The organism is Jeotgalibacillus haloalkalitolerans (assembly GCF_034427455.1).
Classification (GTDB): Bacteria; Bacillota; Bacilli; order Bacillales; family Jeotgalibacillaceae; genus Jeotgalibacillus; species Jeotgalibacillus haloalkalitolerans.
The window spans coordinates 94,823-115,143 of the sequence record NZ_JAXQNN010000003.1 but is presented as its reverse complement, the minus strand read 5'-3'; the positions used below and the strand labels follow the sequence as shown (position 1 = coordinate 115,143).

Below are 20,321 nucleotides of genomic sequence, written 5' to 3'. Positions count from 1 at the left end.
AAGAAGGGCCGAAACCCTTCTATATTGGATTATTGACCTGATAACCTTTCGTACTCTGAATCAAGCTCATTAAGCAATGCTGCCTTGTCCCCTTCAAGCAGGAAATTCTGGAACATTGTATCGATTCCAAATCCCTGAGGGTAGTAATGGTCAGCAAATGAAGTAATTCTTCCCTCTTCAAATACCGGCTGCAGTTCACTAATGGCTTCATCCGTCTGCTCCGGTCCTTCAACTGCTGAGAACAGTCTTTGCTGATCAATGTAAAGCTGCAGATTTTCCTCTTCAAGCAGGAATTCAACAAACTTTTGTGCTTCTTCCGGGTGATCCCCATCTTCTGCAGTTGCAAGTACAAGATCAACGCCGGATACAAGTCTGTTTTCTTCAGCATTATTCGTCGCCGGTAGCGGGAACACACCAAGTTCTATATCAGGGTTAGCTTCCTGCACCTGTCCGATCGCCCAGATCCCCTGCATATACATCGCAGCTTCTCCCTGTGCAAATTCCATATTCCCTCTGCTGTAATCCGATCCAAACACATCATTTTCCGTATACTCAAGCAGCTGCTGCAGCTTATCAGCAACTTCACCATACTCTTCAGAGAATGATGTCTCTCCGGCTTCCAGCTGTTCATAGAAATCATCAGGCTGAATATTAGATGCCAGACTATTTAATGGAGGGAGGATTGTCCATGCTTCACCATACGTGGAGTAGAATGGTGTCTCTCCTGCGCTTTTAATTTCTTCAGCCAATGCAATAAACTCGTCCCACGTCTGTGGAATTTCAAGTCCGAGTTCTTCAAACATTGTTTTATTGTAAATCACGCCGTTCGCATTTACTGTGTGTGGAAAGCCGTAATGACCCTCAACTTCGCTGCCTGCAATCCTTGCGATCATATCTGAATATTCATCATTAATACCGTCAAGCGCTTCATGATCAGTGACTTCAGTCAGTACGCCTGCTCTGACAAGCTCCCCATACATCACCCCGCCATTTACGCTAATCACATCCGGCACATCATTCTGTGTCAGACGAGACAGAAGGACTGTATCTGATTCCGGCACATTGTTTTGCTCAACTGTGATGCCCGGGTTTTCCTCTTCAAACTTTGCAATCAGTTCATCAAATGTGCCGACTGCTTCCTGTTTATACTGAAAAAACTCCAGTGTCACTTCCCCATCGCCACTCCCGCCATTTCCTCCACATGCTGCAAGTACTGCTGCTGCAGCTACTGATACTACAAATGCTGATTTTTTCATTCTGAATTCCTCCCTTGTTATATAAAGTTAAGATTCTTTTTTTCCAGTAGACTGTCTGATCTTCAACTCTGTTGATACCGTGATCGTAAGAGGGACTTCACGACCTTCTATCCGCTCCTTCAGCAGCTGCACAGCGGACATTCCGATCTGACGGCTGAAAAGACGCGTTGTCGTGAGAGGTGGTGTAACATAAAGCGCAAAATCTATATCATCAACACTGGCAAGCGAAACATCCTCCGGCACCCTGTAACCTGCCTCATGAAGCGCACGCATTGCCCCAATCGCCATTGGGTCACTTGCGATAAAAAATGCTGTAGGCAGACGCTTTTGTGCAATTGCTTTCTTCATCAGTTCATAACCTGCTTTTGTCGTCCAGTCCCCTACATCATCATTACCAAGAAACGCATACTCTTCCCGGTATAAATCCCGCTCAAGCATATACCGTCTAAAATGAGTAAAACGCGCATCATGTACTTCAAGTTTTTTCGATAGAAGCCGCTCTTTGAACTCTCTTCCGCCGATAAACCCGATACTCCTGTGACCAAGTGACATTAAATGTTCGAGCGCCTCCTCTGTCGCCTGCTCAAGGTCAGGTCTGACAGAATCAAACTGATGTTTTTCAGGACTCTGATCAATAAATACAATATTGTTTCCCGGAAAGATTCCAGCAATATCCGCAGCACTTGATTTACCTATGACGATAATGCCTTCCATCCCTTCAAGCTGGTCATCCTGCTTCCACTGTCTCAGGCGATGCGTTGAGACAATATCCATATTCAGCTCCTTCGCTTTATCTTCGATTCCAAAAATAATTTCCTTGAAGTAAGGATCTGCCTTGTCATCTTCTTCAGAATTCCACGTCAGTAGGCCAATCTTTCTTTTAGGAAGTACAATCTGGTGCTGCTTCTTTCTTCCACGTCCACCGATGGGTTTATACTCAAGCTCTTCAATTGCATCCAGCACCCGCTGCCTTGTTTCTTCTAGTACAACCAGGTTTTTATCTCCATTCAGAATTCTTGAAACCGTTGCAATGGATACGTTGGATTTGTTTGCCACATCTCTAATATTTGCCAAGTAAAATCACCCCTTTTGTTAACCGATTATTTGGTTATTTATCTTGTGAATAAAAGATATCAGCGTTTGAAATCGGTTACAATCACTTTTTACCGGTTAAAAGTCGGTAAAATTAAATTATGAATTATTTTTATTTTAATAGAAGTTTTAAATGGATTTGTGGTGAATAATAATGGGTTTTATTCCAAAAAACAGAACCTCCTGTGATGGTGGAGGTTCTGCTTTCAGAGGGAGTTAAGCAGCTTATAAAATTCCATGCTGTTTCTATCATCAGAAGCAGTTAGGACTACTGCTTCTCACAAACTAAAAACCATTGCATACATTAAATAAGAAGACCCGGTTCCCCCCTTCTCTCTACCCCGCCACCACGTTAAAGAAGTAAACGAAAAAGTATTGACTTTTTATTTACTTCAGCTATACTTACATACAATTCCGATTATTTTTATAGGATTAAAGAGATAAGCAGGTGATGTTTTGTTTTTATCAATGAACAATGTACATAAGTCTTTTACGAACAATGGGAAGACTGAGCTTGTACTTTCAAATATTCAGCTGGATGTAAAAGAAGGCGAGTTTGTTTCGATTTTAGGACCATCAGGCTGCGGTAAGTCTACGCTGCTCTCAATTGTTGCCGGCCTTGCACATGCAACGGAAGGATCGATTGAGCTTGAAGGTAAAACAATTAAAGGACCGGGAAAGGAACGCGGCATGGTGTTCCAGCAGGCTGCTTTGTTTCCATGGCTGACGGTTGAAGAGAACGTGATGTTCCCGCTTTTACCTGATATGTCTAAAAAGGAAGCGCAGCAAAAAGCTCAGAAATATTTACAAATGGTGCAGCTGGGTGCCTACACAAAGCACTCACCACATGAGATATCTGGCGGGATGCAGCAGCGTGTAGCAATTGCACGGGCACTTGCGATGGACCCGGCACTGCTTTTAATGGATGAACCGTTCGGGGCACTCGATGAGCAGACGCGTTCACGGCTGCATGAGATTGTGGAAAAGATCTTTCTTGAGACAAAGAAGACGATTCTTTTTGTCACGCACAGTATTGCAGAATCATTGAAGCTGTCTGACCGGATTGTAGTTATGGGTACACAGCCGGGCACAATTCTGGAAGTCATTGAACTTAACTTCCCGAGACCCCGGTCTCAATCAAAGGAAGAGCTTCTCTATTATGAAGAAAAAATACAGGCGTTATTGAAATCTGAAATTGATAAGGTAACGGAAAAGGAGCAGAAAAATGCAGCCAGCCGTTAAGAGAATTATTTTTTACGTACTACTGTTTTCCATATGGCAGGGTGCTGTCTACGTATTTGACGTATCACCATCACTTCTGCCGGCACCAACAGATGTTTTCGCTTCATTATATGAAGGGTTCAGTAATCTTACACTGGTCTATGACCTCGCAGCCAGCTTCAGACGATTATTTATCGGTCTTGCCATTGCACTTGTGCTGGGACTTTTACTCGGTGTGCTGCTGGCAAAGTCAAAAACAGCTGATGAAACACTTGGTTCTCTGATCCTGGCACTACAGTCAGTACCCAGTATCGTTTGGCTACCACTTGCAATTATGTGGTTTGGCCTGAATGAAATGGCCGTCATCTTTATTGTTGTACTTGGTGCAACGATTGTGATGACGATTAATGTCCGCACGGGGATCATGAATGTTCCTCCGCTTTTCATAAAAGCAGCAAAGACAATGAATTACAGAGGCTTCAGGTTATTCCGTAAAGTAACGATTCCTGCTTCTATCCCGTACGCAGTGACTGGTATCCGCCTCGCGTGGGCATTTGCCTGGCGCGCACTGATGGCCGGTGAGCTGCTCAGCACGGGCCCTGGACTTGGTTACTCCTTACGTTTCGCATCAGATTTTGGAGATATGAGCCGCGTCATCGCGATCATGCTCATGATTATGTTAATTGGTATTATTGTCGACTTACTGTTTTTCCAGCGTGTTGAAAAGAAAGTCCTTAAAAAATGGGGACTGGCAACAGATTAAAAATTTTGGAGGCGAAATGAATGAAAAAGAATCTTAGTGCACTATTTTTTCTGGCTGCAATACTGGTACTATCAGCCTGCGGATCAGACAGCTCATCAGGTGGCAGCAAGGATGAAGTTGTGATTGGCTATTTCCCGAATATTGACCACGTTCCTGCGATGATCGCAAAAGAAAAGCAGTACTTTGAAGAAGAACTGGGTGAAGGTGTAGAAGTATCATACAAAACATTTCCTGATGGCGGTGCATTTATGACAGCACTGAAAACAGGTGATATTGATGCAGGATTTGTCGGCCCCGGTCCTGTCATGAATAACTACGCAAACGGTGCGGATGTTAAAATTCTTGCCGGTGCATCATCAGGTGGTACTGTTGTAGTAGCCAGTGAACAAAGTGGAATTGAAAGCTTAGAAGATTTAGGTGACCATACATTTATTACACCGGGCGTTGGCTGTACACATGATGTTCAAATGGAAACATTCCTGAAAGAACAAGGCATCACATCAGCACGGATTGGCGGTACACTGAAGCACGTAACAGGTAACCCGGCACAGTATCAGGCAATGTTCGAATCAGGTAAAGTTGACCTTGCAGCCGTACCTGAGCCATGGGCTTCTACACTCGTAGCAAACGGCGCAAAAATCATCGTGGATACAGATGAGATTGCCTATGGAACAACTTTACCGAATACGGTTTTAGTGACCAGCGGCAAGCTGATTGAAGAACAAGGGGAACTGGTTGACCAGATTACAGCAGCGCATGAAAAGAGCATTGAATTTATTAACGAAAACCCTGAAGAAGCACAAACAATCGCAGTTGACTCGATCGAAGAAATCACAAACCAGCGCATGGATGAGTCAATCATTGCAAGTGCATGGGAGCGCGTAACTTATACAACTGAAGTCAATGCAGAGGTGATTCAGGCCTTCGCTGACTCTTCACATGATCTGCAATTCCTGAAAGAAAAGCCTGAGTTTGATGAATTAGTTGTTCCACAGGACACAGAAGTAGGAAGTGCACAGTAAAGATGAAAAAATGGATCACAGCATGCTTTGCACTGCTGATCCTGCAGGGATGTTCATCCGGGGTTAACCTGGATGAACATTTTTCTCTAAACGGGGAAGTCACTGACCTGCAGGCAGTCAATCAAAGCGAAGAACCTTTTCATACTGATGATATGGAAGATCAAATCTGGCTTACCGCTTTCATCTTCACAAACTGTGATACAGTCTGCATGCCGATGACCTATAACATGTCAGAGCTGCAGGATCAGCTGGATGAAAAAGATCTGAACTATCAGTTTGTTTCTTTCACGATTGATCCTGAAAGAGATACGCCAGAAGTTCTACAGTCATATGGAGAACAGTTTGAAGTGAATTTCGACAACTGGGATTTCGTATCGGGGTATGAACAGGAAGACGTTGAACTGTTTGCTAACAGAGGATTTCTGTCCCCTGCTGCGCGCGTGGAGGGATCTGATCAGTTTGTGCATAGTACGTCCCTTTATCTGATGGTGGGTGATCGGATACTTGAGCAGTATGAGATGTCGGTGGATGTGCCTTATGAGGAGATTGTTGAGGCGGTTGAGTTGTTGCAGGATTACTGAATTCTTGAGCAAAGTTCAGGTTCTTTCGGGCTTTGCTTATTTTTATGGTTCTGCTAAAATTGGCTGATGATTTCCGCTTCAGGGGGGACGCTTTCCGTGGCCGGGCGGTGAGCCAGCAGGCTTCGCCATGCTCTGTCTCACCTGTCCCTTCCTGCCACAGGAGTCGCCCCCCTTACGCTTCAATCACCAGCTGTGCAGAAATAAAGATGGACTTTAATAAAAAACCTTTATCATGAAATCTATTTTTGGCTTTGGTGCTCTCTTTACAAATAAATTAAGCACTAACGCAAAATCATTCCAATATTTTTTTGGTTATTCTCAATTTGCATCACCTTCAACTCATCGACTTCTTCGAAATATGCCCCCCAATTAATCTTGACCTTCTTCTTGTCGTACCGCCTTCCGTGTAGGAAATCGCCCTTAGTAATGCAGTAGACCCGAATCGCTGACGTACATCATCCATCACATAGCCGAGCCGGTGAACTTTTTCGCGTCCCGGATTGAACAGATCAAGCTGCAGAGCTGAGTCATCTGCCAGGTTGGTTAGTGAGATTGAAATTTTCCTGACTGGAAATGGCTGCAGGTTATCATGGAGGATTTCAAGACAGACTTCGTAAATCTCCATTGTAATAGATGTCGGCTTATCCAGTGACTTTGAACGGTGAAATGATTTGATCGGTGTGCGCTTGCTGTACCCGACACCTAAATGAATTGTCCGACCGCCTAAGTGTTTATTTCTCGCTCTTCTCGCTACTTCCTCACACATTTCCAGCAGCACTGCCTCAATTTCTTCTATTTTATTGTAGTCTCTGAGGAGGATCTGACTCTTTCCATAGCTCACCTGTCCCTGAATAATCGGCGCACCGATCTCGGAGCGGTCAATGCCATGTGCGTGATAGTACAGCTGATTCCCCATCACACCAAATACTGATTCAAGATGGCTCAAATCATGGGCCGCGAGATCTCCAACTGAGTAAATGCCCATTCTGTTTAATCGTTTTTCAAGCTGACGCCCGATCCCCCACATGGCTGAAAGTGGCTGAAGCGGCCAAAGCTTCTTCGGAATATCCTCAAACGTCCATTCACAGATACCCTTCTTTTTCGCTTCCAGATCAAGGCAAAGCTTTGCGATCAGCATATTAGGACCTATACCAATTGCACATGGCAGGCCAAATTCCCGCATCATATCATCAGAGATCTTTTGAGCAACAGCATGCGGTCCTCCCCATAATGAAGAGGTGCCATCCACCTGAATAAAGCTTTCGTCTACACTGTAGACATGTATATTTTCTTTTGGAACGAACCTTGTAAAAATTTTCGTGATTTCAGTGGACAGTCTGAGGTACTGTCCCATATCCGGTTCAATTAATTGAAGGTCACTGATGTTGGGGATCTCATGACGTCTTGTGCCGGTTCTGATACCGTGTTCACTTTTTGCACGCGGAGACGCAGCAAGCACGACACTGCCCTTTTGCTCCTGGTTGCCGATAATCGCAATTTTGCATGTCAATGGATCCTGACCAAGCTCCACTGCCGTACAGCTGGCATAAAAGCTTCGCATATCAACGCAGAGAATTTCTTTTTTCTTTTCAAGCGAATAGTCAACTTCCATCACCTTCACTCCTCTGTTCAGCATCAATTTCTTTTTATACTATTACCCACTTTTAAGAAAATTATACGAACAAATGTTCTTTTTAGCAATAAAACTTTTAAAAATAACGCTTGATTTTCGCTATGAATGAAAGGGAAAAATGTAAAAATATAGATTGAGTAGTGATTTAAATGCGCCTTTTACAGACTTCTAAAAAAATATTTACAGAAAATTCAGCATAAATTTCTCACCTTCCCTTAAATTTTCCCAACCACTAAAAGTTCCGAACGGCAACATTCCGTTAAAACCGATACAGATAAAGGGAATTATACCCCTTTGCCGTATGAAAGCTGATTTAATTTTCCCGATAAACAACACCCGCTCCTTTTGTTAGGATAGGTTTATTCACAAAATATTTTGACAAAAGGAGTCGGGGAAATGAAGAAATCAAGAAGTATCGCAATGAGTCTATTACTTGCAGCAAGTCTGGCAGTACCAGCAGGGGCAAGTGCTGCGCCGGATCAGCAGTCAAATAATGCTGAAAAATTCCGCGTATATGTTGAGGTATCTGGAGAGTCAGCTCAAAAAACGAAAGCTTCATTGCAGAAGCAATATGATTCTCGCTGGGAGCTGAGTGCCAACGGATTTTCAACTGATATGAATGAGGCGCAATTTAACGCCCTTCAAAACAATAAGAATCTGAAACTGACAAAGGTGGACGAGGTGTCTGTGGATGCGCTCAGAAACAATGAAAATGTGACAAATGCATTCGCTGCACCGGCAGACCAGACGCCATGGGGCATTGAAGCAATTTATAACGATGCCAACGTAGGAGCAACGTCTGGTGGTTCAGGCATTAATGTAGCTGTGCTGGATACAGGCGTATTCACTGGTCACCACGACCTTCAGGGTACAGTTGAGCAGTGTAAAGACTTCACACAGGCTACTCCACTTGTAAACGGATCATGTAACGATGTAGATGGTCACGGCACGCACGTTGCAGGTTCTGTTCTTGCAGATGGCGGCAGTGATGGTTCAGGCGTATACGGCGTAGCACCGGATGCTGACCTGTGGGCTTACAAAGTACTTGGTGATGACGGCTCAGGTTACTCAGATGATATCGCAGCGGCTATCCGCCACACAGCTGATCAGGCAGTTGCAACAGGTACAAATACTGTGATTAACATGTCTCTTGGTTCATCAGCAAACAGCCCGCTGATTGAGGATGCAGTGAACTATGCATACGATAAAGGCGTTCTTGTTGTAGCGGCAGCAGGTAACTCAGGATTCCGCGTAGGTTCAATCGGCTACCCTGGCGCACTTGAAAATGCAATTGCAGTCGCAGCGCTTGAAAACAGATTTGAAAACGGTACATACCGTGTCGCAGATTTCTCTTCAAGAGGCGTACGTAAAGGTGATGGAGACTACCTGATTCAGGAAGGTGACGTTGAAATCTCAGCTCCAGGTGCAGCGATTTTCTCAACATGGCCAAATGGCGGTTATAACACAATCAGCGGTACATCAATGGCTTCTCCACACGTAGCAGGACTTGCAGCAAAAGTATGGGCAGAAAACCCTGGCTTCTCTCACGTCCAGCTTCGTACTGAGCTTCAGAACCGTGCAAAAGCAAATGACATCCTCGGCGGACGCAGTGCTGCTGTTGGTGATGACTTAGCTTCTGGATTTGGTTTTGCGAAAGTGAATTAATAACCTTTAAGTTACTGAAAAACGCGTACACGATGAACTGAATCGTGTACGCGTTTTAATGTTATTTGGTAAACAATCAGGGACTCAACGAAACCTCAATCTCTTCCCCAACCTCAAGAACCGTGTCAGACCGATCCTCAACCGGAGCGAAAACTAAAATCAGCTCATCGTCTTCTCCCTGAACTTCACCTTTACTGAAGATCGGATCCACCCGCTTGCCGGCTGATCTTAAAAACACACCGGATTTTTCCTCATCTACAATATATCCGTATTCCTTATCTATTTTCCTGGCATTTAAAAACTGACTCTCCAATTCACCTATGATTTCATATCTCATTCCGCTGGGATCAGTCAGCACACTGGTGTCATCACCTGTGAACACAATACGCGTCTCCAATGCTGAATATTCAACCCGTTTGATACGATAAGTCATATGATTAAATTCAAATTCCTTACCCACTTCAACTGATTCCCTTTCTGAAACGGCTGCTCCATCCAGGGTAAGATCAAGCGGCCATAACGCTTCAACCTTATCACTGGAGTTTTTACCGTAAATGGTCAGATCTTCTATTTCTAATCGGATATCTTTCCCTTCAAACTGCTTAATGGATTCAAATGACAATGCGCTGATTACTTTGTTTTCTTTGGCATCGTAATAACTGCTTCCCCAGCCCACATCATTCAATTCCGTCTTTTCTTCACCTTGCCCAATTAAGTAAATTTTACTGTCTCCTTCAAAGAGATCGATAGAATAATCCTCTAAATCCGTCCGGTCGCTCTGATAGGTAACCAGTAATTTAGTTTCTTTATCGTCAGTCATAATCTTTTCAAAGCGGACCGTGATATCATTTTCTTCATCATAATATGTCTGATTAATTTCTTTACCGTATCCCATTTCTATTGCATGCCTTACGCCGGTATCATCAATACGCTCACTTGAGAATAATTGCTCATACACTTCCTGCAGAGCTGCAAGTGCGGGGGTAAACGTGAGCGTCGAGAAAACAATTAAACAGATCGCTGCAGTAAGGCTTAATTTCCCCGGGAATTTTTTTCTTTTACGAACTTTAACCTGATTGAGTGAAACAGGTTCTTTAAAATGCTGCAGATCTGCGTTATGTAGTTTTTGCTCCAATTCGTCCCAGACGTCCGGAACCTGCTTTTCAATTGCCTGGTTTAAATGCTTTTTAATCTGTTTTTCATTCATCAGAATCCCTCCTCACTCAACCGATTTTTTCATGTTTTTCAGCGCCCTGTTGTATTTCCATATCGCCGTACCTAATGGAATATCGAGAATCTTCGCGATTTCTCTGTGCTTTAATCCGGAAATATCCTTCATCACGACAATCTGTCGTTCTTCTGCGTTAAGCAGGGCAAGGTATTTCGCTAATACGATTTTGTCTAAAGGATCCTCACTCAGATAAGGAACCTGCTCAAAATACGCTTCATCAAAACCTGTTAGCTCACGTCTTTTTTTCCGGTAGAGATCAAGAGCAGTATTTCTCGAAACACTGATTAACCATGCTTTTGTGTTGGATATATCGTTGTACTTCATATGCTGGAATAATTTAATAAACACTTCCTGCATAACATCTTCAGCCAGTTCAAAATCCCTTAAGACCGATAAAGCCATCGCAAATACATGCTTTTTATGATCACTGAATAATTGCTTAAACTCCTCATAATGTTCAGCCGGTTTTTCTGATTGTTGTTTACTCATCTCATTCATTTGCTGCCTCCCTTCACATTAAGTAGACGGTTATCTTTCAGATTTTATTGGGATTTTTTAATAAATATTTTATTTCATTAGAATTTGTTTGAGTTGGCCGTTGATGTCCGCTTCAAAGGGACGCTTCGATCACCAGCTGTGCAGAAACAACAATGGACTTTAACAAAGCGTTTCATTAAAAAAAGGAACTTCTTTAATCTAAAGTTCCTTTAGTCTTTATATAGTTGAATCACATGATCGTTAAAACATGAGATAAGAGCTGCTTCTATTTTCATCATTTACATACTGTAAACGTCTTTCGGATCTTCAGCAGTTTCTACTATAAGTCCCTGCCATCTCTCCTCACGGATGTACTGAAAGTCATTGAGATCGTTTCCTGCTCACCTTCCCATGAAATGTTAACGTCAATTGAATCCTTAATAGAATTGTCCTCATTTTTTTTCAATTCAATTAATTGACGGATGTCAGATTCGTTTAATGTGACCATGGTTGAGCTGGATGTGAAAGAAAGCTTTTGACTGATATCCGTTTCCGCAATTGTTATCACTGCATCGGCAGGTGCACGGTCTTCTTTAAATGTTAATTCTACATAATCATCCGGGTGTTTACCTTCACTAAAGTCAACATATTCCATATATCCTTCCCAGCTTTCACTTTCACCCTCAAAAATAAATATTGTATAACTTTCAGGGTCCCCCCATGTACAGCCACTAAGTAGAATAGATAGCAGCGCTAATAGTACAAGCATCTTTTTCAAAGAAGTATCACATCACTTTCGATAATTATGTATGAACGAATTTATGAATAGATGTCGTTAATATTAATACTCTTAAGTCCACAGCCACGCGGATCTGCTTTTTTAATGCATGATGCTCATTCTCATACATCTTCCTTCTGTTCATATCAATCCCTCTGTATTCATCAGCACAACCCGCCATTTATCCGGATCTTCTATCGTGACACCTTTTTCTTTCCAATAAGGATTCTCAGGCTCAACCGGCGGGTAACCCATTTCCATCAGTCTGTCCGCCATTTCCTTCAGCTGAACAGCATCCGGAATATAGAACACAAGCAACTGATCACGCCCAGGGTCCGGACATGGACTGCCTGACGCGTGACTCGTAAATTCGAGATGCACCTCTGTTCCAGGTAATCCATACATCACACCGTCGTAACCAGCGTGTTCCTGAAACGCTGCCACTCTTTTCAACCCAAGTCCTTTTTCGTAAAAACGAATGATTTCCTTCATCCTGTCAGTCGGTCTGGCCATTCTGATTTGTGCTGCTTTAAAATATGTAAAATCCATGATGACACCTCCATTTACTTCAGTGTAAAACAGTTCGAATCCCTCATGACGACCCAAAAGACTGAATTTCATCTCAGTAAAAAGGCGGAAGTGACCCAGCCACTTAAAACAGCCTGCCTATTAAGTTATAAGGATTAACCTCCCACGTCTCATAAGGAACAATGCTTTTAGCCTTCATACAATCTATCGTTCGGGATTTCATATGGGGCCGGGTGATATATTGATCAATATTATGTTCAGTGAGTGCTACAAATTCAGCTTCCCGAATTTCTTCCGGCTGAATGTGAATGTCTCCACTGACGTATTCCGCTTTAAATACGACAGATAATAACTGCTTTGTGGCATTATAATACACGCCTGTAATGCCAACCGGCGTGATCACCAGCCCGGTTTCTTCTAAGATCTCTCTGCACAGCGCCTGATCAAGTGGCTCCCCGGCCTCCACCTGTCCTCCGGGCGTCTCCCAGGTGTCTGGCCGCAGATGTGTTTTGACCAGCAGTGTGTGGCCCTGGTCATTTACTACATTTGCAGAGACTGCAATGATATGTTTTGGTGGTGTATACATGTAATACCTCCTGATTTAAAACCGATATGTATTCCGATTGTCTCCGGCTTCGGCTTCTTCCGCCTGCTCATCCTCTTTACGTTCTTCATGAAATTCTTCACGATCCTGTCCTGCAATATAATCAAACGGCGTGTAAAAGTTGGTTGGCGTTTCTTTTGTCACAAACATTTTATAACCCAACACAGATACAATCGTACAAACAAAAGTTAAAAGAACAGTCGTTAAAACACCTATTATATACAAGTTAAAACTCCTTTGTACTTTCAGTAAGCATCTGCTTTCCATTCATTTTTCAGCACACTGTAAATCATAGAATCCCGCCATTTCTCTCCGATTAACAAGTTCTCTCGAAGTCTGCCTTCATAAACCATTCCGCTTTTCTTTAACACTTTAGAAGAAGCAATATTTTCAGGCGCACAGGTAGCAAAAATCCGGTGCATTCTATGCTCTTCAAACCCATAATGAATCAATAATCCGGCAGCTTCAGTAGCGAGTCCTTTGCCCCAATAGGCAGGGTTAATAATATAAGCGATTTCTGCGTTTCTGTTTTGAGGGTCTCTGATAATAAGTTCACCAACGCCTGCCAGGTGCTTATCATCGTTATTGATGATTGCAAATACATACCTGGTTCTCGGCTTAATACGCGTATCTTTCATCACCTGATCGACATAAGCCTTCGTATCTTCAACTGAATTAGGACCCCATACTTGATATTGACATACAATTTCCTGAGATGCGTATTCATGTATGGCAGACCAGTCACTTTCAATGATTTCCCTCAACATAATTCTATGATTAAAAATGTTAGGACTTTGTTTTCCCAGCAGACTCACTCCGTTCTACGCAAACCAATTCGCTTGCTGCCTCATCAGTTCTTAAAAGTGAAAAGACCATCGCATCATGTGACTGTTCGTTTTGATAAAGATAGCCCCGCAACCTTCCTTCTTCAATAAAACCAAGTTTTTTCAACAGCTTGATTGACGACTCATTTTGAGGAAAAGTGACAGCTCCGATTCTGAATAAACCAAGATCCTGAAATGAGTATCGCAGCACTTCTTTCACCGCTTCACTTGCAATGCCTTTACCCCAAAAGTCCGTGCCCAGCTCATAACCAATCTCGGTCCGCTTCATCTGAAATCTCAACAGATTCAAACCCAATGTCCCAGCAAACGCTCCAGTATCCTTCAACACAATCGCCCACCTGATGCCGTTTCCACTTTCATATGTATACTTCATCGAAGTGATGATCTTTTCAGCATCCTCTATTTGCTTTAAAGGTTCCATCCCGTAGAATTCCATGACATGATCATTGGACATGATATTGAAATACGCCTCAAGATAACGCTCATCCATCCTTACTAATTTCAATCGTTCAGTTTCCAATTCCGGAAAAGTCATTGAATCAACCCCCATTCTCTGCAGATCTGTTGCAGCCCTATACAGCATTCGTTTGCCTGCCTAACCTTTGACAAACCCCACCTTAAATATGTCATACCAACGATTCAACGCTTCACCTTCAAGGACGTTCAATCTGCTTAAAATATCCCTCGAAAATTCAACCGCTCCGCTCCCATTCGCAGTAATAAGGTCATCACCACTGACAGATTGCGCATCAATATAGTTTTGCTCTCCTTTATAATCCGGCGCGTGCTGCTTTAAATAGGGTAATGTATTACTTGTATGTTTTGAGTGATCGAGGAACCCGTTTTTTCCTAAAAAGATCGTTGCATCACAGATCGCTGCAACAGATATCTGATGATCCACACAATACTGAACAAGCTGCTTTAACCTCTGATCCTGTTCACTTTTCCAACCCGTTCCACCGGGAATAATCAGCATGCTGAACGGGAGGTCGAAAGAAAAGTCCTGCAGGCTGTAATCCGGCAGTACATTGAAGCCACCCATTGAAGTCTTGGGATGAAGATCGACTGCGATCGTCTTCACCTGATAACCTGTTCCCGGTTTATTTACCTCCGCTGTTACATAGGCAGCTTCCCAATCCGCAAAGCCATTAGTCACCAATACTAAAACATTTTTCATATGCATTTCCTCACTGTTCTCTGTCAATTTTGGAGCGCACTTATAATTCCAATTATTTCAAAAAACATCACTTAGCACAAGGCTTAATTAATGATGCACTGGAACTTATCTGGAAGGTATACGTCTACTGTTAAAAGGGGTTGTGCTGTTATGAAGAAAATATGCTGGTATTTAACGGTGAGCACATTTGCTGCGCTTATGTTAGTCGGGTGTTCAAATGAGCAGACAGAAGAAACTAAAAGTGAGACGGGACAGTATATTGAAGCAAAAGAAGCGGCCTGGAATTATGTGAAGGAACAAAATTGGGATGATACTGCAGAAGAAGATTGGCAGAACGCTGAGGTAACAGAAGTCGTTGCTGATCAGAGCTATGAGGTACTGGATGAACATTTTGAAGGAGAGACGGCATTAAGAGTTACCTTTAATGATAAAGGGACTGTTTTGACCGGCACACCATCCATACTAATTGATCCTGAGACCAACGCAGTGATTGGATATGTGCCTACAGAATAGGAAGTTGAAAAAACGGCTAATATCACTTACGACGCTCATTCAATTTTTAAGGAATATTAAAAATCGAGTGAGCGTCGGGTCCAGGATAAGAAACAGCTTTCAGTTAAAACAACACATTGTTCATGCTGTTATTAACCACTTCCACAAAATGAATAAATTGAAAGATAAATAGTCCGGCGACAGCTGCATTCGCTGCGATGGTCACGTAAAAGAACTTTCTTCTTTTTGCAGGATTGAATGTATTATGTTTGTTGAAAAGCGCATAATAGGTCGCAATGAAAAATGCCACTGTAATCAATACGATCAGCAGCCACTGGTTAAACCGTTCCATATCTGCACCCAGCTGGGCCAGGCTTTCTGTTTCACTGCTAACATCTGTATTAAGGAAAGGCGAAGGCTGCTTCCACCCCTCTATCAGTACAAATTGCCCCTGCTCTGTTACATCATAGCCCGCGAACTCTAAGTCCATCGTGAAATAATAGGTCCCTACCAACAAAACCGCACTGAGTATAAAAGCAATTCCCCATCTGAAAAATGCTGATTTCATGTAATCCCCCTTTTTGACTATCGCTTTTTCATATTCCTATTATTTCAAAATACTGGATGATAATCAAACATTTTTTGGCAAATAATAGTCTGAGATCAATCATAAATGATTGAATTTATTTACCTCTGGCACCTCTGCGAACAAGCCACTGAACGAGCGCTTCATCCTGATTCCGTCTTGCAACATCAAGTGGGGTCATGTCATCATAGCCAATCCAGTTAAGATCAGCACCTTGATCAAGAAGGTATGCTGCTGTCATTTGCTGACTGCCGTGACACGCTAACCAGAAGGCTTCAGTAATCTGGTCAGGAGTTGGCGGTTTGCCTTTTTCAAATCGTTTTTTAACCTGATCTATCATACCAAGTGCTGCTTCATTCCAGAGCTTCGTTTTCGCACCGTGTTCAACCAGTCGGCGAGCTGCTTTCCACTGAGCAAATGCAACTGCATCGTCCAGCGGTGTTCCGCCACCAATGACCGCTCCATCCGCATCAATATCAGCACCGGCATTAAGAAGAGCGTTCAGCACTTCTACATCATCACTGCTCGCAGCCCAGTGCAAAGGCGTTTCAGTATGCGGACCGGTGCATCTGGCATTCACATCAGCACCGGCATCTGCCAGCACCTTGACAGTTTCCGCGCCATTTGGAAAATGTCCGGGCCAGTCAGTGATGATATGTAACAGTGTGCGCGAGAGGCTTTGCTGATTTTGGTCATGATCTCTTGCAACAATTCTGGATTTAATCAAATCTGGATTTTCAGAAACGAGCAGTTTTAATTTTTCTGTTTCACCGGTTTGAATCACTCTAATAACTTCTTTTGCCGGCAGATCATGTTCGTAAATGATGGTCATATACATCCCCCTAATATGTGTCACACTAAATAAAAAACTGTGCCGCAATCAATTCCCACACACATTCATTCGATTAAAAAGGCGTGTAAGAACTGCATCTGGCACAGTCAATAAAACTATTCTACTTCACTTTCCTCACGGATCTTCCCAGCTTTAATCAGCTCTTTTTCAAGAATTGAAAACAGGCTCGGGTTACCCCTTTTAGATTTCGGGTCATTATTTACACTCGTTAATACGCCATTCACGTTCATATGAATATGTCCGTTTTTTTCGTTCAGCCACACATTTAACGGTACATTGATCGTCTTCTTTTCAGATTCATTTTTCATTGTTTACGCCCCCTGATTCTCTTCAATCTCTCCAAACTTGACGCCGTGCTCATCCTTCCACTCTGTCAGCCCGTTTGCACTGCCACCAATTACAAAGGCTGCTGCGTAGGACGGGCTTTTAAAAAGGACGTTTTCTAAGAGGATGCCGTCATCCCCAATATGTACCTGTTCTCTTTTCGCTTTCACGCCAACAGGGACCCTGTTAGAATCGATTGTCTCAATCATACTTCCTTTTAAAACAACAAAGCCCTCGTTGGTTTGTTCACACTTCGCTTCAATCGTTCTGCCGCTTTTACCACTCTTCCGTTTCAGGTAAAGCAGTTTGTTTACACTAGCGTCGACCTCTGGCGCAGCCTGCACTTCAGCATTACTCTGACTGAGTTTCTCAAATACTTTATGTCCTAACGTCCCCATCACAATCTTTGCGTAATCAATGAACTCTTCCAGTTCACTCATCTTCTCTTCAGTTAAGTTTCCGATGTTAGGGTCATTTCCATTTTTCACTTCATATCGCTCAGCCTCTTTTGCCATCGTGCAGAAACGACTCTCAAGATAGCTGATTTCAGTCGGTCCAAATGAATTATTTGAAGTAGTGAATACGACGGCTTCTGTCCAGTAATCTTTTTCCGGACTTCTCTTGTGCTCAATCAGACGGTTCAGAACACCTTCACCATTTTTTCTCACACCGGCCTGTCCCACATAGACAATATCCTCACCGTTATCTTCGGACGTTCCAAATAAGAAATAAACACCCGTCTGTGATAAATCTTCACGATCACGGCATTTCTCAATCTCCGTCCTTGGCAGACGGTACGCAACTCCCGTCCAATTTGCCAGTGTACATTTAATTCTTCCATTCGCGTTTCCATCTATCAGAAACAGGTTAATACTTTTTCCCCGCGCCATGAACTACACCTCAGTTTATTTGTTTAGCACCGTGCTACTTAAATTAAGATATGCTGCAAAATCAATGCTATTTACCTATATTATACATGACAAGATCACCCAAAACAGCGCTTAGAAGGAAATACATGATACAATCTGATTATCTTAACTTACGGTGATTTACATATCTAATCATTGATTTTAAACGATAAGGAGAGGAATCTATGGAAGTGATCTCACTAGCTGCATTCTTTTTTTCCGTATGCATCATCATACTTATAACGGTATCTGCTATCATCAAAATCTCCAGGCTTGCTTATAAACGAAAAGAAATCAATTTGCCCCAGTACAGAATCTGGGTTGCCTCCTCAATAGCCGGCGGGTTTGTGTTTGCCGTAACTGTATCGCTGATTTCGTTATACTTGCTGTAAGATTCTTAAATAGTAAATAACGAAAAAAGACGCCATGTGAATCATCCGATTACTGGATGACTCACATGGCGTCCTTTTGTTTAATTCGCTGCGTCTCTCAAGCCTATACATTACATGACTTTCCTGATCGCTCCACTTACCTGCTCATCAAGAAAAATTTCCTCAAGTGACGGCTCTTCCACTTCGACCCGATAGATGTCAACTTTGCATTGATTAAAAGCACGGATTATATCTGCAATTTTCTTTTCCTGATCAACAGAAATAATCATATGCTGCTGTTTCATCTCCAGCCCCTGTCCGGTTTTTAACAACCATTGCTTTAACTGGTTCAGTTCTGATGAAGGGATTTTTCCGTGCTTGATCTTAACGATAATAGTGGATTGATAATAAGATCTGAGCTCATCCATCGAGCCAATTTTAACAATTTGACCATCCTTCATAATCGCAATCCGTGTGCACAGTTTTTCAACTTCATCAAGGTTGTGCGACGTCATAAAGATCGTTTTCCCTTCACGGTTCAATTCACGGATCAGTTGATGAATGTGAATGACTGATTCCGCATCGATTCCTGATGTGGGTTCGTCAAGAAAAATCAATTCCGGCTCATGGATAATGGCTTGAGCAATCCCAAGCTTCTTTTTCATACCGAAAGAGAATTTGCCGGTTTTCTTATTCGCTTCTCCTTCCAGCCCTACTTTTTTTAAGACGGCAAGACACTTCTCTTTTGATGCTTTATTGCCTGACAGCTCTGATAAAAATCGTAAGTAGCCCATTGCGGTCATGGATCCATCAAAGCTGGTATAGTCAGGCATGACACCAATCCGGGTTTTAGCTTTATCGTTCGGTCCGGAAACACCAAACAGTGAAAATGATCCGGCGCTTGGATGTATAATGCCTGTTAGTATATTGATAAAAGTTGATTTGCCGGCACCATTGCGTCCGAGAAATCCGAAAATCTCGCCCTTTTCGACTGTCAGATCTATTCCTTTGACTACAGGAACACTTCCGTACTTTTTATAGAGCTGCTTTGTATTGATGACACTCATTAACACTCTCTCCTTTTGAATAAAAGATGGGCCGCTGACAGTAGTAATGCTGACAGGACCAGGATGATCGGAAATGTATGATCCTCCTGCAGGTAATAAAACGGTGTCGTAAATTTCAGCCAGCTGAACCATGAATTGTTCGTTAACGTCAGCCAAAATCCCGCGACTGGAAAAGATAAGCCCACGATGATACTCAGAAACATTGTGAAACCGGGCTTCGGAACTAGAACAGATAACAGGATTGTAAAAGAGATCTGATACACTAACAGGCTCATCAACTGTAAAAAACTGACCCAGTCCACCTTGTTCGAGAAAAAGAAAATAATTAAAAATGATGCTGATATACATACTAGCCAGAAGAGAAATACTCCTAAAAATTTCCCCATCACAATTGACAGCCTGGATGTTCGTGTCACCAAAAAGCGAATCGTCCTGTCATGTGTCTCACGGTTGATGACATCATGCGATAACCCCATGACAAATAACTGACCGAAAAAAAGCATCAGTACTAATAAGCCTGCAGTTTGTATACTTTCAGCTTCACTGGCTGAAAAATCAGCCAGCGTGAGAAGCAGACCTGAAAATTTCGCAGAATAATACGCAGTAATTAGCAGGATTGCAATGATGATAATTGACTTAACTCCTTTAATTAACCTCAAAAACTCCCTTTTACTTATAGCGAACATTAATTTGACTCCTTCCGTCATGCACTGTGAATTTAATTTACTCCTTCACTTTACATGGGCTCTCTTAACTCCTTGCAATCTCTACCTTAATTCTACCTTAATTCCTATTTTTCCTAGTTAAGAATTGATATGATGAAGCTATATTATTGTCAAGACAGGAG

24 protein-coding genes are annotated in these 20,321 nt (G+C 42.6%); 6 read left to right on the top strand and 18 right to left on the bottom strand.

Going from position 1 to position 20,321, the window contains the following annotated elements; all coding sequences use genetic code 11:
* Positions 1-29: 29 nt before the first annotated feature.
* Together UFB30_RS10650 and UFB30_RS10645 are read right to left on the bottom strand one after the other, a co-directional pair.
* Complete coding sequence (locus UFB30_RS10650) at positions 30-1,256, bottom strand: ABC transporter substrate-binding protein (protein WP_322421674.1); 1,227 nt, start codon at positions 1,254-1,256, stop codon at positions 30-32.
* A gap of 27 nt (positions 1,257-1,283) precedes the next feature.
* Positions 1,284-2,330, bottom strand: a complete 1,047-nt coding sequence (locus tag UFB30_RS10645; protein WP_322421673.1) for a LacI family DNA-binding transcriptional regulator — start codon at positions 2,328-2,330, stop codon at positions 1,284-1,286.
* Between the two features lie 474 nt (positions 2,331-2,804).
* Here UFB30_RS10645 and UFB30_RS10640 point away from each other — a divergent pair, with 474 nt between their 5' ends.
* The 4 genes from UFB30_RS10640 to UFB30_RS10625 are packed head-to-tail and all read left to right on the top strand — an operon-like array spanning position 2,805 to position 5,935.
* On the top strand, positions 2,805-3,590 hold the full coding sequence (locus UFB30_RS10640) for an ABC transporter ATP-binding protein (protein ID WP_322421672.1): 786 nt from the start codon (positions 2,805-2,807) through the stop codon (positions 3,588-3,590).
* The gene (locus UFB30_RS10635) at positions 3,574-4,332 is read left to right on the top strand and encodes an ABC transporter permease (RefSeq protein WP_322421671.1); all 759 of its coding nucleotides are present in this window, start codon (positions 3,574-3,576) and stop codon (positions 4,330-4,332) included. The genes UFB30_RS10640 and UFB30_RS10635 overlap by 17 nt, the downstream gene beginning before the upstream one ends.
* A gap of 20 nt (positions 4,333-4,352) precedes the next feature.
* On the top strand, positions 4,353-5,354 hold the full coding sequence (locus tag UFB30_RS10630) for an ABC transporter substrate-binding protein (protein ID WP_322421670.1): 1,002 nt from the start codon (positions 4,353-4,355) through the stop codon (positions 5,352-5,354).
* Positions 5,355-5,356: 2 nt separating this feature from the next.
* Positions 5,357-5,935 carry an SCO family protein gene (locus UFB30_RS10625; protein WP_322421669.1) on the top strand — a complete coding sequence of 193 codons (579 nt, stop codon included), beginning with the start codon at positions 5,357-5,359 and terminating at the stop codon, positions 5,933-5,935.
* A 334-nt stretch (positions 5,936-6,269) separates the two neighbouring features.
* Here the strand turns inward: UFB30_RS10625 and UFB30_RS10620 are convergent, their stop codons facing one another.
* The gene (locus tag UFB30_RS10620; RefSeq protein WP_322421668.1) at positions 6,270-7,547 is read right to left on the bottom strand and encodes a Y-family DNA polymerase; all 1,278 of its coding nucleotides are present in this window, start codon (positions 7,545-7,547) and stop codon (positions 6,270-6,272) included.
* A gap of 417 nt (positions 7,548-7,964) precedes the next feature.
* Between UFB30_RS10620 and UFB30_RS10615 the strand changes: the two genes are divergently transcribed.
* Entirely contained in the window at positions 7,965-9,233 is a 1,269-nt protein-coding gene (locus tag UFB30_RS10615; protein WP_322421667.1) for a S8 family serine peptidase, read from the top strand.
* A 76-nt stretch (positions 9,234-9,309) separates the two neighbouring features.
* Here the strand turns inward: UFB30_RS10615 and UFB30_RS10610 are convergent, their stop codons facing one another.
* The 9 genes from UFB30_RS10610 to UFB30_RS10570 form a co-directional block, all read right to left on the bottom strand.
* Positions 9,310-10,440: a DUF4179 domain-containing protein gene (locus UFB30_RS10610; protein ID WP_322421666.1), complete on the bottom strand. Its 1,131-nt coding sequence runs from the start codon at positions 10,438-10,440 to the stop codon at positions 9,310-9,312.
* 12 nt (positions 10,441-10,452) lie between these two features.
* A complete protein-coding gene (locus UFB30_RS10605; protein WP_322421665.1) occupies positions 10,453-10,962 on the bottom strand; it encodes an RNA polymerase sigma factor in 510 nt (169 codons plus the stop codon).
* A gap of 319 nt (positions 10,963-11,281) precedes the next feature.
* Positions 11,282-11,719: a hypothetical protein gene (locus UFB30_RS10600; RefSeq protein ID WP_322421664.1), complete on the bottom strand. Its 438-nt coding sequence runs from the start codon at positions 11,717-11,719 to the stop codon at positions 11,282-11,284.
* Between the two features lie 141 nt (positions 11,720-11,860).
* The gene (locus UFB30_RS10595; RefSeq protein WP_322421663.1) at positions 11,861-12,268 is read right to left on the bottom strand and encodes a VOC family protein; all 408 of its coding nucleotides are present in this window, start codon (positions 12,266-12,268) and stop codon (positions 11,861-11,863) included.
* Between the two features lie 103 nt (positions 12,269-12,371).
* Entirely contained in the window at positions 12,372-12,833 is a 462-nt protein-coding gene (locus UFB30_RS10590; RefSeq protein WP_322421662.1) for an NUDIX hydrolase, read from the bottom strand.
* Between the two features lie 15 nt (positions 12,834-12,848).
* On the bottom strand, positions 12,849-13,076 hold the full coding sequence (locus UFB30_RS10585) for a DUF3951 domain-containing protein (RefSeq protein WP_435390880.1): 228 nt from the start codon (positions 13,074-13,076) through the stop codon (positions 12,849-12,851).
* A gap of 20 nt (positions 13,077-13,096) precedes the next feature.
* Positions 13,097-13,618 (bottom strand): GNAT family N-acetyltransferase, encoded by a 522-nt coding sequence (locus UFB30_RS10580; RefSeq protein WP_322421857.1) that lies wholly within the window; start codon positions 13,616-13,618, stop codon positions 13,097-13,099.
* Between the two features lie 19 nt (positions 13,619-13,637).
* Positions 13,638-14,279, bottom strand: coding sequence for a GNAT family N-acetyltransferase (locus tag UFB30_RS10575; RefSeq protein ID WP_322421661.1), 642 nt, complete (start codon positions 14,277-14,279; stop codon positions 13,638-13,640).
* 12 nt (positions 14,280-14,291) lie between these two features.
* The gene (locus UFB30_RS10570) at positions 14,292-14,873 is read right to left on the bottom strand and encodes a type 1 glutamine amidotransferase family protein (protein WP_322421660.1); all 582 of its coding nucleotides are present in this window, start codon (positions 14,871-14,873) and stop codon (positions 14,292-14,294) included.
* A 150-nt stretch (positions 14,874-15,023) separates the two neighbouring features.
* On the opposite strand from UFB30_RS10570, the gene UFB30_RS10565 reads away from it, so the two are divergent.
* Complete coding sequence (locus UFB30_RS10565; protein WP_322421659.1) at positions 15,024-15,386, top strand: hypothetical protein; 363 nt, start codon at positions 15,024-15,026, stop codon at positions 15,384-15,386.
* A 103-nt stretch (positions 15,387-15,489) separates the two neighbouring features.
* Here UFB30_RS10565 and UFB30_RS10560 read toward each other — a convergent pair whose 3' ends face one another.
* The 6 genes from UFB30_RS10560 to UFB30_RS10535 form a co-directional block, all read right to left on the bottom strand.
* A complete protein-coding gene (locus UFB30_RS10560; protein WP_322421658.1) occupies positions 15,490-15,933 on the bottom strand; it encodes a hypothetical protein in 444 nt (147 codons plus the stop codon).
* Positions 15,934-16,048: 115 nt separating this feature from the next.
* Positions 16,049-16,783 (bottom strand): ankyrin repeat domain-containing protein, encoded by a 735-nt coding sequence (locus tag UFB30_RS10555; RefSeq protein WP_322421657.1) that lies wholly within the window; start codon positions 16,781-16,783, stop codon positions 16,049-16,051.
* Positions 16,784-16,899: 116 nt separating this feature from the next.
* A complete protein-coding gene (locus UFB30_RS10550; protein ID WP_322421656.1) occupies positions 16,900-17,112 on the bottom strand; it encodes a hypothetical protein in 213 nt (70 codons plus the stop codon).
* Between the two features lie 3 nt (positions 17,113-17,115).
* Positions 17,116-18,018: a GIY-YIG nuclease family protein gene (locus UFB30_RS10545; RefSeq protein ID WP_322421655.1), complete on the bottom strand. Its 903-nt coding sequence runs from the start codon at positions 18,016-18,018 to the stop codon at positions 17,116-17,118.
* Between the two features lie 520 nt (positions 18,019-18,538).
* On the bottom strand, positions 18,539-19,474 hold the full coding sequence (locus UFB30_RS10540) for an ABC transporter ATP-binding protein (protein ID WP_322421654.1): 936 nt from the start codon (positions 19,472-19,474) through the stop codon (positions 18,539-18,541).
* Positions 19,474-20,160, bottom strand: coding sequence for an ABC transporter permease subunit (locus UFB30_RS10535; protein WP_322421653.1), 687 nt, complete (start codon positions 20,158-20,160; stop codon positions 19,474-19,476). Before UFB30_RS10535 ends, UFB30_RS10540 begins: the two co-directional genes overlap by 1 nt.
* Positions 20,161-20,321 lie beyond the last annotated feature (161 nt).

Coding starts and splice junctions, on each gene's coding strand:
- UFB30_RS10650 (WP_322421674.1), bottom strand. CDS start 1,256: ATGAAAAAATCAGCATTTGTAGTATCAGTAGCTGCAGCAGCAGTACTT.
- UFB30_RS10550 (WP_322421656.1), bottom strand. CDS start 17,112: ATGAAAAATGAATCTGAAAAGAAGACGATCAATGTACCGTTAAATGTG.
- UFB30_RS10565 (WP_322421659.1), top strand. CDS start 15,024: ATGAAGAAAATATGCTGGTATTTAACGGTGAGCACATTTGCTGCGCTT.
- UFB30_RS10630 (WP_322421670.1), top strand. CDS start 4,353: ATGAAAAAGAATCTTAGTGCACTATTTTTTCTGGCTGCAATACTGGTA.
- UFB30_RS10570 (WP_322421660.1), bottom strand. CDS start 14,873: ATGAAAAATGTTTTAGTATTGGTGACTAATGGCTTTGCGGATTGGGAA.
- UFB30_RS10540 (WP_322421654.1), bottom strand. CDS start 19,474: ATGAGTGTCATCAATACAAAGCAGCTCTATAAAAAGTACGGAAGTGTT.
- UFB30_RS10605 (WP_322421665.1), bottom strand. CDS start 10,962: ATGAATGAGATGAGTAAACAACAATCAGAAAAACCGGCTGAACATTAT.
- UFB30_RS10590 (WP_322421662.1), bottom strand. CDS start 12,833: ATGTATACACCACCAAAACATATCATTGCAGTCTCTGCAAATGTAGTA.
- UFB30_RS10560 (WP_322421658.1), bottom strand. CDS start 15,933: ATGAAATCAGCATTTTTCAGATGGGGAATTGCTTTTATACTCAGTGCG.
- UFB30_RS10620 (WP_322421668.1), bottom strand. CDS start 7,547: ATGGAAGTTGACTATTCGCTTGAAAAGAAAAAAGAAATTCTCTGCGTT.
- UFB30_RS10555 (WP_322421657.1), bottom strand. CDS start 16,783: ATGACCATCATTTACGAACATGATCTGCCGGCAAAAGAAGTTATTAGA.
- UFB30_RS10625 (WP_322421669.1), top strand. CDS start 5,357: ATGAAAAAATGGATCACAGCATGCTTTGCACTGCTGATCCTGCAGGGA.
- UFB30_RS10545 (WP_322421655.1), bottom strand. CDS start 18,018: ATGGCGCGGGGAAAAAGTATTAACCTGTTTCTGATAGATGGAAACGCG.
- UFB30_RS10580 (WP_322421857.1), bottom strand. CDS start 13,618: ATGTTGAGGGAAATCATTGAAAGTGACTGGTCTGCCATACATGAATAC.
- UFB30_RS10535 (WP_322421653.1), bottom strand. CDS start 20,160: ATGTTCGCTATAAGTAAAAGGGAGTTTTTGAGGTTAATTAAAGGAGTT.
- UFB30_RS10595 (WP_322421663.1), bottom strand. CDS start 12,268: ATGGATTTTACATATTTTAAAGCAGCACAAATCAGAATGGCCAGACCG.
- UFB30_RS10615 (WP_322421667.1), top strand. CDS start 7,965: ATGAAGAAATCAAGAAGTATCGCAATGAGTCTATTACTTGCAGCAAGT.
- UFB30_RS10575 (WP_322421661.1), bottom strand. CDS start 14,279: ATGCTGTATAGGGCTGCAACAGATCTGCAGAGAATGGGGGTTGATTCA.
- UFB30_RS10635 (WP_322421671.1), top strand. CDS start 3,574: ATGCAGCCAGCCGTTAAGAGAATTATTTTTTACGTACTACTGTTTTCC.
- UFB30_RS10610 (WP_322421666.1), bottom strand. CDS start 10,440: ATGAATGAAAAACAGATTAAAAAGCATTTAAACCAGGCAATTGAAAAG.